This window comes from Kineosphaera limosa NBRC 100340 (assembly GCF_000298215.1).
GTDB lineage: Bacteria > Actinomycetota > Actinomycetes > Actinomycetales > Dermatophilaceae > Kineosphaera > Kineosphaera limosa.
In genome coordinates this window covers 86,886-101,919 of record NZ_BAHD01000016.1, presented here as the reverse complement: position 1 = coordinate 101,919, position 15,034 = coordinate 86,886, and the positions used below count along the sequence as shown (strand labels likewise).

Here is a 15,034-nt window from a genome sequence, read left to right as displayed (position 1 = left end):
GGAGGGTTCGGCGGCGTTCGCGTGCGGCGTCTAGCTCCCGGTCGAGCACGTCGGGGTCGCGGGCGGTCTTGCGCGTCGTGAAGCCCTGAGTGTGTTCTTTCAGATGCTGTATCAGTCGGTCGCGCTGTTCAGAGTCCTCGACGGTGACAAGGTTCGGGCGGATCAGTGCGTCCAGGCCTGAATGGTCTTCCACAATCGCGAGCGTGCGAGCATGGGCGAACACGTCGCCCGGAGTCTGCGACCAGTCGATCACCCACCCGGCATCGCGGGCGAGTTGGGTGAAGAAGACATGCTGGCTGCGGGTGTTCACATCGCGGAACGGGTGAATCGCGGTTGTCTCGCCCCACACCCACGCCAGCCCATCAGCGAACGCATCTACGTCGAGGCTGCGCAGCCAGTCGCGCTCAGCAAGGATGCCGAAGACGCGCTCGGCCTCGGGCAAAAGAACTGCGGGCGACAGTGCGCGATGCCCGTGCCGCCGGGGTGCGTGTCGGTGTCGCGTATCTCACCGCCCCACGAGTACATGTCTTGCGTCAGGTAGGCGTGGATCGCTTGCAGGTGCGGAAGATCGTAGGCACCGACGATGGGATGCTCGCGCAATGCACCCATGCGGGCACCGATGAAGTCGGCCTCGGCGTCTTTCCAGTCGTCGTAGTCGGTGACGCCGAACTTGTTGATGAGAACGTCGCTGCCCGGATAGGTGTACGATCAGGCATCGCGACGCCGAACGGTTCAGGCGGTGCGAGCGGCCAGACGTGCGCGGGTGCGAGCGGCGATCACTTCGACGGCTTCGTCCACGGTGATTTCGCCGCGCACCTGGCGGGCCAGAAGTTCCAGGCCCTCGGGGGTCATTTCCTCGCCTGCGGTCTGCTGCCCGGCCTGCACTTCCGCGAGGACGCGCTGAACATGTGCCTCAGATACGCGAGTCTTCGTCGCCATGCGGGGTGCCTCCTTGTGGTCGGCGTTACGGGTTCAGGCTACGTCGTGCCGCCGACCTTCCTCCGGGAACTCGGCGCGGGGGTGCCGATTCGACGCAGGCGAGGGTGACGTCGCGCCGCCGCTTCGAAGGGTGCTGCGTCAGTAGCGCGGTGAGCGGCGGGTGCGGTCCCGGCGTGCTCCCAGGGGCGCTTGGGGGTACCCGTCGTCGGTCGGTGCGAGTCCGCCTTGGCAGGGGGCGCAGTAGAAGATGGTCCGCTCGCGGGTCGGCTGGCCGACGAGGGCGACGCGCAGGGTGTCGCCGCAGCGGCGGCAGGGTCGCCCGGAGCGGGCGTGGACGGCGCCGAGCGCGTCGCGGCGGTTGAGCCCGGTGACCGATTGGATGCCGGTGCGGGCCGACCAGGCCATGCGCACCTGGGTCCAGTCGAGGAGGGCGCCGAGCGCGTCGCCGTCGACCGTGCTGGCCGCAGCCCAGGGGGAGAGGCGCTTGGCGAAGCACGCCTCGCTGGCCCAGAACGTGCCGATTCCTGCGAGTACCCGCTGATCCAGCAGCGCCTCGGCCAGCGGTCGCGCGTCGGTTGCCAATCGTTCAAGGGCCACGTGCCGCCCAGCACGCCGAGCCCCTGCGTCGTCGCTCCAGGAGGGCGCGAGGATGTCGGGCCCGAGGTGTCCGACGAGGCGGTCTTCGTCGGTGGTGGCGACGAGGTCGAGCATCCCGAGGCTGCGGCCGAGAGCGGTGGCGTGGTCGGTGCCGAGCAGCGCTCGCAGCCGATGGTCTGGCCGCACCGTCTCGGCGGCGGGCCGCACCCGCCACGTCCCCTCCATCCGCAGATGCGAATGCAACGTGAGCCGCTCGCCTCCGAGATCAAGCCGGTGCAACAAGTGCTTCCCCCGAGCAACGACGACCACCGTGACAGCGCCGGTCAGATCCACCTCGGCCAGACTCGGCCACCGCAGCTCCGCCCGTACGAGCCGCTGCCCACCCAGCGCGGCCTGCAGTCGCGCCGCAGTCCACGCAACAGTGTCACCTTCGGGCATCTCCCGAGCGTAGGCCGCAGTTACCGACACGACCAACGAACAGACGCTAGGCGCCCAGAGCCGCCAGCGGACGTACAGTTATTGCGAAGGGCCTAACACTTGCAACCATCAGCGTTTTTGCAAGTCAGCGAGGCAGCCCGTGAGACGAGCAGCAGGATCAGTCACCGAGCTTCACTTCTAGCAGGAGCGCATGCTGCGCATTGCCTTCATGACGGGTTCAGGTACGCGGTCGGCGCCCAGCAATCTAACCTACAGATTCTCAGAAGTTGAGATCTTGGATTTGAGCCTGGTGACCAGTCAGATCCCAACGCTACTTCCAGTCGCTCCCCTGATGGTTGAGACTTTCCTCTACGATGAACGGTCTCGAGTGTGCGAGCTCGGTTTGGATGATGTCTATATCTACTTCACCGCGACCGCGCTCGATGTCACCATAGGGCCGATGGGTAGGTGATCGCCTAAATATGGGGATTTAGGGCAAAGTTGGTCGGCGATCGAGTGGTGCGTCTTACTCGGCAGCCGACACCAAGGCAGCGACGAGCTATGGACCGCAACCCGTCGGCTGTGCATGTGCTCGACTCTGACCCGCCGCTGACCGACCTCGACTTCCTGCTGCCATGGGCGGAGCGCATTGAGAGCCTCACGGTTACCGACTTCAGCATCCGCGACATTCGAGCCTTGGCAGAGTTCCATCGCTTAAGGAGCCTAAACTTGTGGCCCGCGCGAGTTCGCGGGCAGGTGGTTTCGCTCGATATGTGGCCTGTGCTCGAAGAGCTAGCGTGCCCCGGGTACGTCAGTGTGCGCCTGACTAAAGGCCACCCTATTGAGAGCCTACTCATCGAGGCCCCCCAGGAGAAGCAACTTCGTTCCCTGCGAGGGCTACCCAGATTGCGAAACCTCCGATTGTCTCGGATTTCCGGCCTTCCTCGTCGCTTGAGCGGTACTGCGCTCGAGAGTCTTGACCTCGCTGCGATGACGTGGCCAGGTGTTGGTGCTCGCCTGGAAGGGTTGTCGGAGTTGCAGTCGCTGGCTCTTACGGGTATCCGAGGTCTAACGGACCTGCGACCATTCGAAGGCGCATCGAGTGTGTCCAAATTGGTCATCGAAGACTGCCCCGAACTCACGTCACTGGACGGCCCGGGGATTGCCGAGAACGCCAAGGTGCACGTCATCGGGGTGGTCCCCCTGCGGGCGCGTGGACGCCAGAATCGCGCCTGAGGGCCGCTGTCGGCTGCAAGAGAACGGCGCTCCTCCTACGCCATCGCAGCGGTGCTTCGGGCTCGCGGCCACTAGGCTGGCCAACTCTCGTCGGAAACGGCGAAGCGGCCTTCGACTTCTTGTCGTAGCCGCTCGACGGCGGCCTCGCTTCGTCGTCGCCATTCAGCCCCGGCAGGCTGTTCGCGCCAGTCCTGGTCGGCCGAGGTGGCGGCGACAAGTTCGTCGAAGCGGTTGGCGTATTCCTCGGCGAGCCACTTCAACTCGCGAGCAAGGGAGTCGGAGAGGCCGTAGTCCGCTGGCTTCATCGTGTAGGTGTCTGTGCCGGTCTCCCACAGCGGGTAGGGATGGCCCAGGTCGAAGAAGTAGCGGATGGTGCGCATCGTTCGGTGTCCCCGTATCTGAAGTCGGAATCATGCGCTTCGCGCAGTGATGCCTGTTCATGGACCCGGATCGGCGGAGCCCCCGCCCTTCGACACGCCCCGCGCGGCGGCCTTCGCCTCCGGCGTGGCGGGGCGACCGCGGTGCACGGGGAGCGCCTGAGGGACGACACCGACGCCCGCCCAGCCGGCAGCCACCGCCTCCTGCTCGTGGCTGCCCTGGCCGTAGCGGGCCTGCGCGGCGGCCAGGGTCGCTGCGGCGAAGGCGCCGAAGTCCGCGTCTTTCGGGAGCCCGCCGGTGGTCATCGTGTCGTACCAAATCTGCCCCGGCGCCCCCCATGCCTGCCCGCCGAGGGCGGTCGCGGCCAGGTAGAACGCCCGGTTGGGGATGCCCGAGTTGATGTGCACACCCCCGTTGTCGTTCTTCTCGTCGTGCGGCAGCTGCTCGTAGTCGTCCATGTGCCCCGGCTGCGGGTCCTTGCCCAGCCGCGGGTCGTCGTAGGCGGTGCCCGGCTCCTTCATCGAGCGCAACGCCACTCCCTGCACCCCTGGCATGAACAGGCCCGCGCCGATCAGCCAATCCGACTCCTGCGCCGTGTGCCCCAGCACCCGCTGGCGCGTCAGCACCCCGAACACGTCGGAGACGTGCTCGTTCAGCGCCCCCGGCTGCCCCACGTAGACAAATCCCGCCGTGTACTGCGTGAACCCGTGCGCCAGCTCGTGACCGATGACATCGGGGCAGCACGTGAACCGGCCGAAGATCTCCCCGTCGCCGTCGCCGAACACCATCTGCTCGCCATTCCAGAACGCGTTGTCGTACTCCCGCGCGAAGTGCACCGTCGCCACCAGCGCCAGGCCCGCGTCATCCAGGGAGTTGCGGCCGTACTCCTCGTGGAACAGCGACCACGTGTCACCCAGACCGTCGTACGCCTCGTTGACCGCCGAATCCGCGGCCGCCTCAGCGCCCTCCCCGCGCACCAACACACCCGGCAGCGTCGTGCCGTTCTGCGCGTCATGCACCGAGCGATTCGGCGCAGCCGGCGTCGTCGGCGCCACCCGCGGACCCGTCTCCGGCACCGGGCCGTGGTCGCGCAACCGCGGATGACGCTGCAACCGCTCCGGCACGAACCCCGGCATCCCCTCGTGCCGACCCGGCGACGGGCGCGCCGAGCGAACCTCCCGCTGCAGGCGTAGGGTGCGCTCCACCTCCAACGTCGAGCGCGCGACACGCGCGGCGTATTCGTCATCGGAACGGGCCAGCCGGCGCAGCAGGAACGGCGGCACGACCCCGCACTGAGCGGCGAGGGGCCCTGAACCGGTGGGGAATTCGCGTGGGATGCCCATGCCCAGTGATTCAAGCACCGACCACCGACAAGGCACCAGGGCCAGCCCAGTACCAGTACCGGGGGACGCGCCGACCTGGGCGTAGCGTGGACGCGGGCCGGGTCGGCGGGCTACGGTTGCCGGGTGTTCATCGACTCGCGCACGAGCCTCCTGCTTCGTCGCCGCGGCGGGGCCTCGCTCAGAAGCTGACAGGCCGCCCTCGTCGCGGAGTGAGTGCTGTCCGGCCTGGAGCACCGACCAGTAGACGAGGTAGAGACCGATGAAGAATAATCAGCAGCCGTCCGGCATGCCGATCGCCAAGTACGCCCCCTTCCAAGACCAGATCAGCGTCGATCTGCCCGACCGCACCTGGCCCGGCAAGGTCATCACCGAGGCGCCGCGCTGGTGCGCGGTCGACCTGCGCGACGGCAACCAGGCCCTCATCGACCCGATGAACCGTGAACGCAAGCTGCGCATGTTCCAGCTGCTCGTGCAGATGGGCTACAAGGAGATCGAGGTCGGGTTTCCCTCCGCGAGCCAGACCGACTTCGACTTCGTGCGCGCCCTCATCGAGGAAGACCACATCCCCGACGATGTGACGATTCAGGTGTTGACCCAGGCCCGCGACCACCTCATCGAGCGCACCTACGACTCCATCGCCGGGGCCAAGCAGGCCATCGTCCACCTGTACAACTCCACCTCGGTGCTGCAGCGCCGCGTCGTCTTCGACAAGGACCAGGACGGCATCATCGACATCGCCCTGCAGGGCGCGCGGCTGTGCCGCAAGCTCGAAGAGACCATCCCGCAGACGGCCATCACCTACGAGTACTCCCCGGAGTCCTACACCGGCACCGAGCTGGAGTTCGCGGCCCGCATCTGCAACGAGGTCGCCGCGGTCTTCGAGGCCAGCCCCGACCGTCCGATGATCGTCAACCTGCCGGCCACCGTCGAGATGTCGACGCCGAACGTGTACGCCGACTCCATCGAGTGGATGTGTCGCAACCTCGAGCGCCGCGACTCAACGATCGTCAGCCTGCACCCGCACAACGACCGCGGCACCGGCGTCGCCGCCGCCGAACTCGGCTACCTCGCCGGCGCCGACCGCATCGAGGGCTGCCTGTTCGGTAACGGCGAGCGCACCGGCAACGTCTGCCTGGTCACCCTGGGCCTCAACCTGTTCAGCCAGGGCGTCGACCCGCAGATCGACTTCTCCGACATCGACCACATCCGCCGCACCGTCGAGCACTGCAACCAGCTGCCCGTCGCCGAGCGCCACCCCTACGGCGGCGACCTCGTCTTCACCGCCTTCTCCGGCTCGCACCAAGATGCGATCAAGAAGGGCTTCGACGACATGGAACGCCAGTCGAAGGCGACCGGCAAGGAGATCAACGAGCTCGTCTGGGGCGTGCCCTACCTGCCCGTCGACCCGCACGACCTGGGCCGCAGCTACGAGGCCGTCGTGCGCGTCAACTCCCAGTCCGGCAAGGGCGGCGTCGCCTACCTCATGCGCTCCGAATACGGCTTGGACCTGCCGCGACGCCTGCAGATCGAGCTCTCCGGCGTCGTGCAGGAGCGCACCGACGCCCAGGGCGGCGAGATGAGCGCCACCGCTCTCTGGGAGGCGTTCAGCGACGAGTACCTGCCCGGCAGCAACGGCGACGGCGCGGGCTGGGGCCGATTCGTACCCGGCACCCTGCGCAGCAGCGGCGACCCCGACGGCAGCGACCACATCTGGGCCACGATCTACGACCACGGCCGCGAGCTGACGATCGAGGGCACCGGCAACGGCCCCCTCTCCGCGTTCATCGACGCGCTGTCGACCATCGGCGTCGACGTGCGGATCCTGGACTACAGCGAGCACACGATGTCGCTCGGTGAAGACGCCCAGGCGGCCGCCTACATCGAGTGCGCCATCGGAGGTCGAGTGCTGTGGGGCGTCGGCATCCACAGCTCGACGATGCGCAGCTCGACGATGGCGATCCTCTCCGCGGTCAACCGCGCCGAACGTGACAACGTCACCACCGGCTCGATCCCCGTCTCCCGCCCCGGCGGCGGCCCGTAGGGCACCGGGAAATGAGACTCCCGCCCGCGCCGAATGGGGCGCGGGCGGGAGTTCTCTTTCAGCGGGCGTAGTTGTGGAAGCCGCGGCCCGTCTTGCGGCCCATGAATCCCGCCTGCACCAAGTACTCCAGCAGGGGAGCGGGAGCGAATCCGGGCTGGCGGAACTCGGCGAACAATTCGTGCAGGATCGCCGACGACACATCGAGTCCCACGACGTCCAACAACTCGAACGGGCCCATCGGGTAGCCGCAACCGACCTTCATCGCCATGTCGATCTCCTCGATGGTCGCGTACTGCGAGGCGAGCATCTTGATGGCGTTGTTGAGGTACGGGAACAGCAGCGCGTTGACGATGAACCCCGAGACGTCGCCGCAGAACACCGCGTGCTTGCGGAGCTTGATGCACAGGTCGGCGACCGTCGCGACGACATCATCCGCGGTGGCGAGGGTGGAGACGACCTCGACGAGGCGCATCACCTGCGCCGGGTTGAAGAAGTGCATGCCGATGACGTCCTGCGGGCGGCTGGTCGCCATGGCGCACTTGATGACCGGCAGCGAGGAGGTCGTCGTCGCCAGGATCGCGCCGGGCTTACAGACGGCGTCGAGCCGGGCGAACATGTCGGTCTTGACGTCGAGGTCCTCGGCGATCGCCTCCACGACGATGTCGACGTCGGCCAGGTCGTCGACCGAGGCGCTGGGAGTGGCCAGCCCGAGGGCCGCGTCGCGGGCCTCCTGCGTCATCTTGCCGCGGGCCACCCCCTTGTCGAGGGACTTGGCGAGCTTGGCCAGCGAACCGTCGGCCTTCTCCTGCGAGCGAGCCACGAACGTCACGGGGTAGCCGGCCTTGACGAACACCTCGACGATGCCCATGGCCATCGTGCCGTTGCCGACGACCCCCACCTTGTCGATGCTGCGCAGCCCCTCGCCGCCCGCCGCCGGGGGAGTCGGGGTCAACGTGTCGGCGACGACCTTGCCCGAGTCCGGCCCGTCATACGTGTAGAAGCCGCGACCCGACTTACGGCCGAGCATCCCCGCGGTGACCATCTGCTTGAGGATCGGGCGCGGCGCCTGCATCGGGTCGCCGCTCTGGCGGTGCATCGTGTCGAGCACCGAGTACGCGGTGTCGATGCCGATGAGGTCGAGCAACTCCAGCGGACCGCGCGGCAGCCCGCAGCCGAACTTCATCGCGGCGTCGATGTCTTCGCGGGAGGCGTAGTTGGCCTCGAACATCGAGACGGCGTGGTTGAGGTAGGCCAGCACGAGGGCGTCGGCGATATAGCCGGCGCGGTCCTCGACGACGATCGGGTCCTTGTCGAGGCTGGTGACGAGCTCGATCATCTCCTCGATGACCGGCGGATCCGTCATGACGGTCCGCACGACCTCGACGAGCCGCATCACCGGCACCGGGGGGAAGAAGTGCAGGCCGATGACCCGGCCGGGCAGCTGCATCGAGGCGGCGATATCGGTCACGGAGTGGGAGGAGGTGTTCGTCGCGAGCACCGCATCGTCGCCGATGATGCCCTCGAGTTGGCCGACGACGCGGCGCTTGGCCTCGATCGTCTCGCTGACGGCCTCGACGACCAGGTCGGCGTCGGCGACATCCTCGATGGCGGTCGTGATCGTCACTCGACCCAGCAGGGCCTGCCGAGCCTCCGCCTCCATCTTTCCGCCGTCGACCGCCGCCTGGGTCGAGCGCTCGATGAGGTCCCGCCCGCGGGCGGCCTTCTCGTCGTCGAGGGCCACCGCCACGACGTCACGGCCCGATCGGGCGAAGGTTTCGACGATGCCGGCCCCGACCGTGCCGACGCCGACCACAGCTACTTTGGTGAATTCGCGCGCCATGGCTGGAGTCTTGCAGTGTGACACCCGCCGCTGCTGGCGTTTGCCGGCACCCGCCGCGCGCTGGGCCGCGATTGTGCGGGCAGACGGCGGGGCCAAGGGTCGTTGGTCCCCCGACGGCCGCATCGCGGCGATCCGCGGATTGCTCCAGCGTCGGCTCAGCGCACTCCCCGGGGCCGGAACTGCACGCTGATCCGCGGCCCCGCGGAGGCGTCGACCTTGGGCACGCAGTGCTCCCAGGTGCGCTGGCAGGAGCCGCCCATGACGAATAGATCGCCGTGACCGACCATGAACCGCAACGACTTTCCCCCGCCGGTCGGGCGCAGCAGCAGCGGACGCGGGGTGCCGACCGAGACGATCGCGACCATCGTGTCTTCGGTGCGTGAGCGGCCGATGCGGTCGCCGTGCCAGGCCACCGAGTCGCGCCCGTCGCGGTAGTAGCACAGACCCGCGGTCGTGAACGGCTCACCGAGTGCGGGCGAGTAGTGCGCCGACAGTTCGGCCCGCGCCCGCGTCAGCAGCGGATGGGGCAGGGGTTCGCGGGCGCCGTAGAACCGCACGAGCCGAGGCACGTCGAGCACCCGCTCGTACATCTGCCTCCGCTCGGCCTGCCAGCCGACCCGGTCGCGCAGCAGCCCGAACAGCTCGTCGGCCCCGCCCACCCAGCCCGGGCGCACCTCTACCCAGGCGCCGTCGCTCAGCTCCGTGCGCCGCACCGCCCCGGCGAGCGACTTCAAGCCCAGCGCATCGTCGATGTCGAGCAGCGACCCCTGGAATCCGGACACATCAGCCATGCCGTCCACCTTACCGGGCGCTCGAACATACGTGCTAGCTGCCACGCCAGGTGGGCACGCGGAGGGGAGGGCTGCGTGAGAGAGGAAGAGGTGGGTCGTCGCGATGACCGCCTGGTCAGGTGGCTCCCTCGCTAGGGTTGGTGAAAGGGCCGCGGGCGATCGACGCCCGACGTGCGCTGCCGGATCGCCTTTGTGCGGGCGCCGCGCGCGATGGGGCCCTGGACTGGAGGGGTGCCGATGGGCCGGGTCATCGTGGTCGGCGCCGGAGTGGTGGGCCTCTCCTGCGCGGTGCGGCTGCTGGAGGCGGGACACCGCGTCGACGTCATGGCCCGCGAGCTGCCGCAGGAGACGACCTCCGCCGTGGCCGCGGCGATCTGGTACCCGTACCTGGCCTCGCCGCGGGAGCGGGTCGAGGAGTGGGGGCTGGCCTCGCTGGCGGTGTTCGAGGAGCTGGCCCGCGACCCGCTGACCGGCGTCGTGCCCCGCTGGGGTGTCGAGCTGCTGCACCAGCCGACGCCCCGACCGGACTGGGCCGCCTCGGTGCCCAGCTTCGGCGTGGCCGAGCGGGTGCCCGAACGTTACGCGGCCGGCTGGAGCGTGCAGGTGCCCGTCATCGAGATGCCGATCTACCTGGAGTGGCTGCTGCGCCGCGTCGAGGCGCTCGGCGGCACGGTGACGCGCCTGGCGTTGCCGCGGCTGCCGCGCCCCGACGACCCGGAGGTGACGGTCGTCAACTGCGCCGGCCTGGGTTCCCTCGGATTGGCGCAGGACCCGACGATGTACCCGATCCGCGGGCAGATCGTGCTCGTCGAGCAGGTCGGGCTCCAGGAGTGGTGGGCCGACGACGAGGAGGTCACCTACGCCATCCCGCGCTCGACCACCATCGTGCTCGGCGGCACCGCCCAGGACAGTGTGTGGACGAATGTGCCCGATCCGGCCACCGCGCGGGCCATCGTCTCCCGCTGTGCCGCGATGGTCCCGGAGGTCGGATGGCGGCTCGAGCGCGCGAAGATCCTGGCCCACCGGGTCGGCTTGCGACCCGGGCGCCCGACCGTGCGCCTGGAGGAGGAGCGCGTCGGTGACCGGCGCGTCGTGCACTGCTACGGTCACGGCGGCTCCGGCGTCACCCTCTCCTGGGGGTGTGCCGCCGACGTCACCCGCCTCGTCGGAGCCCCGGTCTCCGCTTAGCCGGCGCGTCCCTTCTCTGCCGGGCCGGAGTGGCGGCGCTGCGCTGGTGCAGCCGACGTAGGAGAATCGCCCGGTGCCCGTGTATCGCGACGCCGCCATCGTGCTGCGCACCCACAAGCTCGCGGAGGCCGACCGCATCATCACGCTGTTGGCCCGCGACCGGGGGCTCGTGCGCGCCGTGGCCAAGGGCGTGCGACGCACGAAGAGCCGGTTCGGGGCGCGGCTGGAGCCGGGCATGGTCATCGACGCTCAGCTGTATGAGGGGCGCAACCTCGACACCGTGACTCAAGTCGAGATCCTCGCCCCCTACGGCCACGACATCTCCCGCGACTACGGGGCGTGGACCGCGGGCGCGGCCATGTTGGAGACCGCCGAGCGGCTCTGCGACGCCGGTGAACCCGCCCGCCAACAGTTCGCCCTGCTGGCCGGCGGGCTGGCCGCGTTGGCCGGCCGGGAGCACGATGCGGAGCTGGTGCTGGATGCCTACCTGTTGCGGTCGCTGGCCGTGGCCGGCTGGGCGCCCTCGTTCCGCGACTGCGCCCTGTGCGGGGCGAGCGGACCGCACAAGGCCTTCAACATCCCCTCCGGCGGGTGCCTGTGCGCCTCGTGTCGCACCCCCGGCTCCGCCGCCCCGGCCCTCGACACTCTCGCCCTCCTGGGTGCCCTGCTCGAAGGCGACTGGCGCACCGCCGACGCCAGCGACCCCAGCCACCGCCGTGAGGGCAGCGGGCTGGTCGCCGCCTTCCTGCAATGGCACCTCGAGCGAGGCCTGCGGTCCCTGCGCCTCGTGGAGCGCACCTAATGTCCTGCGCCTGACAGGCCGCGCGACGCAGGGCCGGCCGGGACTGTGCACACCTGGTCGCAACGGGACACAGCCTGACCCGACGGGACACGCCTGGTCAGGTGTGTTCGGTCGGCTCTAGATGTGTCCCGTTGCGCTGGGCCGTGCCCTGTGGCGCTGGGCTGTGCCATGTTGCGCTGGGCTGTGTCCCGTGGCGCTGCGCCATGTCCGGGGGCGCTGGTGTCTGGCCATTCGCGGCGGCGGGGCCGCGCAGAGTGACCCTGCAGGCACGCGGGCATGCCAGGAGCCGACGCGACCGCGCGGTAAAGTCCGTTCGTGCCAGACCGCCGTTACGCCGACCCGTTCCCGCACCCCAGCGGCGCCCGACCTCCGGCCATCCCCGCGCAGTTGGTGCCGCGGCATGTGGCGATCGTCATGGACGGCAACGGGCGCTGGGCCAACGAGCGGGGGCTGCCGCGCGTCGAGGGGCACAAGGCGGGGGAGGCCTCGCTGCTGGACGTCGTCGCCGGGGCCGTCGAACTCGGCATCCAGAACGTCTCGGCGTACGCCTTCTCCACGGAGAACTGGAAGCGCTCGCCCGACGAGGTGCGCTTTCTCATGGGGTTCAACCGCGACGTCATCCGCCGGCGCCGCGACGAGCTCGACTCCTGGGGAGTACGGGTGCGCTGGGTCGGGCGCCGACCGCGGCTGTGGCGCTCGGTGATCTCCGAACTGGAGGACGCCCAAGAGCGCACCCGCGACAACGACCGCATCACCCTGTGGTTCTGCGTCAACTACGGCGGCCGCGCCGAGATCGCCGATGCTGCCCAGGCGATGGCCCGGCAGGTCGCCGCGGGTCGGCTCAAGCCCGGGTCGATCGACGAGAAGACCCTGGCCCGGTATCTGCCGAACCCCGACATGCCCGACGTCGACCTCTTCGTGCGCAGCTCCGGCGAGCAGCGCACGAGCAACTTTCTGCTATGGCAGAGCGCGTACGCCGAGATGGTCTTCCTCGACACCTTGTGGCCCGATTTCGACCGCCGTGACCTCTGGCACGCCTGCGAGCTGTTCGCTCGCCGCGACCGCCGCTACGGCGGGGCGATCGACACCCCTACGAAGGCGCCCTGACCAGCACGGCGACCGACACCCACAGAGTTGTGGGCGGACGGCGCCGGGGGCGTCCACATGCGGCCCAGATCAGGTCCAAAATGCGGACCGATTGCATAGTCATACGGGTGACTGCATAGTCTACGAATCATGTCCAAGGTCCTGACCAGTCTGCCCGTCGGTGAACGTGTCGGCATCGCCTTCTCGGGCGGCCTCGACACCTCTGTCGCGGTGGCGTGGATGCGCGAGAAGGGCGCCACGCCGTTCACCTACACCGCCGACATCGGCCAGTACGACGAGACCGACATCGGCTCCATCCCCGGTCGTGCCATGGAGTACGGCGCGGAGGCGGCGCGGCTCGTCGACTGCCGAGGCCCCCTCGTCGAAGAGGGCCTGGTCGCCCTCTCGTGCGGGGCGTTTCACATCCGCAGCGCCGGGCGCAGCTACTTCAACACCACTCCGCTGGGGCGCGCCGTCACCGGCACCATGCTGATCCGCGCGATGAAGGACGACGGCGTCGAGATCTGGGGCGACGGCTCCACCTACAAGGGCAACGACATCGAGCGGTTCTACCGCTACGGCCTGCTGGCCAACCCCAACCTGCGCATCTACAAGCCGTGGCTGGATGCCGACTTCGTCGCCGAACTCGGTGGCCGCAACGAGATGAGCGTCTGGCTGCGTGCGCGCGACCTGCCGTACCGGGACTCGCAGGAGAAGGCGTACTCCACCGACGCCAACATCTGGGGCGCCACCCACGAGGCCAAGACGCTCGAGCACCTCGACGTGGGTGTCGAGACGGTCGAGCCGATCATGGGCGTGCGGTTCTGGGACCCGGAGGTGCCGATCGCGCCGGAGCAGGTGACCGTCGCCTTCGAGCAGGGTCGGCCCGTGTCGATCAACGGCGAGCGGTTCGAGGACCCAGTCGAGCTGGTGCTCAAGGCCAACGAGATCGGCGGCCGGCACGGTCTGGGCATGTCCGATCAGATCGAGAACCGGATCATCGAGGCCAAGTCCCGCGGGATCTACGAGGCGCCGGGCATGGCCCTGCTGTTCGTCTGTTACGAGCGGCTCGTCAATGCGATTCACAACGAAGACACGATCGCCAACTACCACGACCAGGGCCGCCGCCTGGGCCGGCTCATGTACGAGGGGCGCTGGCTCGACCCCCAGTCGCTCATGCTGCGCGAGTCGCTGCAGCGGTGGGTCGGGTCGGCAGTCACGGGTTCGGTCACGCTGCTGCTGCGCCGGGGTGAGGACTACTCGATCCTCGACACCCAAGGCACCGGCTTCAGCTACCACCCCGACAAGCTGTCAATGGAGCGGGTCGAGGACGCCGCCTTCGGTCCCACCGACCGCATCGGGCAGCTGACCATGCGCAACCTCGACATCGCAGACTCGCGCTCGCGACTGGAGCAGTACGTGGGCATGGGGATGCTCGGTCAGGGCGCCGGCACCGAAGCCCTGGGCCTGGCCACGACCAGCCTCGTCGGCGATCTCACTCCGGGCGGCGCCAAGGCCATTGCGGCAGCCGCCGTCGACGGCGAAGACGCCGAACTGCTCGACCGCGCCGCGATGGAGTTCGGCACCGACTGACGTTCTAGCGCCCGCTGACCTGTCGCGCGCCGGCCCCGCCGCTCCCGCTGATGTCGGGGGTCAGGCGGGGTTGTCGCGCCCGGCTCGGCTGTCGCGTTCGGCCTGCACGAAGCTCGCGTGCATCGCGTGCCCGAGCATCCCGAAGGCCAACACCAGCAGGACCACCGACACCGTGTCGAGCGCGCCCCCGTCGGGAACCGCCAGCAGACTCAGCGCGAGGGAGAACGCCAGGAGACAGGCAGCCCGAAAGGTCCGTCGCACCGGCGGGAGGTACTGCCGCCCGCGGGTGTCGGGGAGGGGGACCCGGGCCCGCAGCTGTGCTTCGAATCGTCGGATCATCTGCTCATCGCGGGGATCGAGTGCCATGTCCGCCTCCTGGGGCTTGGTGAGTCCTTACCCAGTGAGGTGTGGCCTTAACCGTCGCGACGGGCCCGGAGCCTGTGGTGGGGCTACTCGCCTCGCCTGCAGGGTGGGTCAGTTCGGTACGGTGCGAACGATCGTCAGGCCGGTGAGCAGCACAAGCACGGCCAGGCGCATGGCTCGCTCGGAGCGGGTGATGCGGGGCCAGGAGAGGGCCAGGATGCCGGCCAGGCCGAGAATGCCGAGGCCGGCCAGAAGCCCGCCGAGCGGACCGCCGATGCCGATGCCGACCCCGACGAGCGCAACGATGACCAGCGGCACCACGAAGCGGGGCAGCCGGTCCAGGCTCAACGCGATGCGATCCCGGGTCGAGTCGGGCGTCGGGGAGGGGGTCGCGGAGCCGGGGTTGTTCGTCACCCTGCC

13 protein-coding genes and 1 pseudogene are annotated in these 15,034 nt (G+C 69.0%); 5 read left to right on the top strand and 9 right to left on the bottom strand.

All coding sequences use genetic code 11. The features are described 5' to 3' along the window. The 5 genes and pseudogenes from KILIM_RS05685 to KILIM_RS05660 all read right to left on the bottom strand — a co-directional run. A pseudogene (locus KILIM_RS05685) lies at positions 1-442 on the bottom strand (hypothetical protein); the annotation flags it as partial. Positions 443-732: 290 nt separating this feature from the next. Continuing rightward, positions 733-939, bottom strand: coding sequence for a hypothetical protein (locus KILIM_RS05680; protein WP_006591686.1), 207 nt, complete (start codon positions 937-939; stop codon positions 733-735). 138 nt (positions 940-1,077) lie between these two features. Continuing rightward, positions 1,078-1,974: a DNA-formamidopyrimidine glycosylase family protein gene (locus tag KILIM_RS05675; protein WP_040562331.1), complete on the bottom strand. Its 897-nt coding sequence runs from the start codon at positions 1,972-1,974 to the stop codon at positions 1,078-1,080. A 1,286-nt stretch (positions 1,975-3,260) separates the two neighbouring features. After that, entirely contained in the window at positions 3,261-3,569 is a 309-nt protein-coding gene (locus tag KILIM_RS05665; RefSeq protein ID WP_006591682.1) for an immunity protein CdiI family protein, read from the bottom strand. 57 nt (positions 3,570-3,626) lie between these two features. Next, complete coding sequence (locus KILIM_RS05660; RefSeq protein WP_040562330.1) at positions 3,627-4,910, bottom strand: M4 family metallopeptidase; 1,284 nt, start codon at positions 4,908-4,910, stop codon at positions 3,627-3,629. A gap of 259 nt (positions 4,911-5,169) precedes the next feature. On the opposite strand from KILIM_RS05660, the gene leuA reads away from it, so the two are divergent. Then, positions 5,170-6,951: a 2-isopropylmalate synthase gene (gene leuA, locus KILIM_RS05655; protein WP_006591680.1), complete on the top strand. Its 1,782-nt coding sequence runs from the start codon at positions 5,170-5,172 to the stop codon at positions 6,949-6,951. A 58-nt stretch (positions 6,952-7,009) separates the two neighbouring features. Here the strand turns inward: leuA and KILIM_RS05650 are convergent, their stop codons facing one another. Both KILIM_RS05650 and KILIM_RS05645 read right to left on the bottom strand, forming a co-directional pair. After that, positions 7,010-8,791, bottom strand: coding sequence for a 3-hydroxyacyl-CoA dehydrogenase family protein (locus tag KILIM_RS05650; protein ID WP_006591679.1), 1,782 nt, complete (start codon positions 8,789-8,791; stop codon positions 7,010-7,012). A 155-nt stretch (positions 8,792-8,946) separates the two neighbouring features. Beyond that, positions 8,947-9,582, bottom strand: coding sequence for an alpha-ketoglutarate-dependent dioxygenase AlkB (locus tag KILIM_RS05645; protein WP_006591678.1), 636 nt, complete (start codon positions 9,580-9,582; stop codon positions 8,947-8,949). A gap of 237 nt (positions 9,583-9,819) precedes the next feature. On the opposite strand from KILIM_RS05645, the gene KILIM_RS05640 reads away from it, so the two are divergent. From KILIM_RS05640 to argG, 4 genes are all read left to right on the top strand, one after another. After that, positions 9,820-10,770, top strand: a complete 951-nt coding sequence (locus KILIM_RS05640) for an FAD-dependent oxidoreductase (protein ID WP_006591677.1) — start codon at positions 9,820-9,822, stop codon at positions 10,768-10,770. A gap of 73 nt (positions 10,771-10,843) precedes the next feature. Then, positions 10,844-11,572 carry a DNA repair protein RecO gene (gene recO / locus KILIM_RS05635; RefSeq protein ID WP_006591676.1) on the top strand — a complete coding sequence of 243 codons (729 nt, stop codon included), beginning with the start codon at positions 10,844-10,846 and terminating at the stop codon, positions 11,570-11,572. Positions 11,573-11,887: 315 nt separating this feature from the next. Beyond that, a complete protein-coding gene (locus tag KILIM_RS05630) occupies positions 11,888-12,679 on the top strand; it encodes an isoprenyl transferase (protein ID WP_006591675.1) in 792 nt (263 codons plus the stop codon). A gap of 129 nt (positions 12,680-12,808) precedes the next feature. Further along, on the top strand, positions 12,809-14,251 hold the full coding sequence (gene argG, locus KILIM_RS05625; RefSeq protein ID WP_006591674.1) for an argininosuccinate synthase: 1,443 nt from the start codon (positions 12,809-12,811) through the stop codon (positions 14,249-14,251). A 60-nt stretch (positions 14,252-14,311) separates the two neighbouring features. Here argG and KILIM_RS05620 read toward each other — a convergent pair whose 3' ends face one another. Both KILIM_RS05620 and KILIM_RS05615 read right to left on the bottom strand, forming a co-directional pair. Next, complete coding sequence (locus KILIM_RS05620) at positions 14,312-14,617, bottom strand: hypothetical protein (RefSeq protein ID WP_006591673.1); 306 nt, start codon at positions 14,615-14,617, stop codon at positions 14,312-14,314. A 108-nt stretch (positions 14,618-14,725) separates the two neighbouring features. Next, positions 14,726-15,028 (bottom strand): DUF6703 family protein, encoded by a 303-nt coding sequence (locus KILIM_RS05615; protein WP_006591672.1) that lies wholly within the window; start codon positions 15,026-15,028, stop codon positions 14,726-14,728. Between the last annotated feature and the right edge of the window lie 6 nt (positions 15,029-15,034).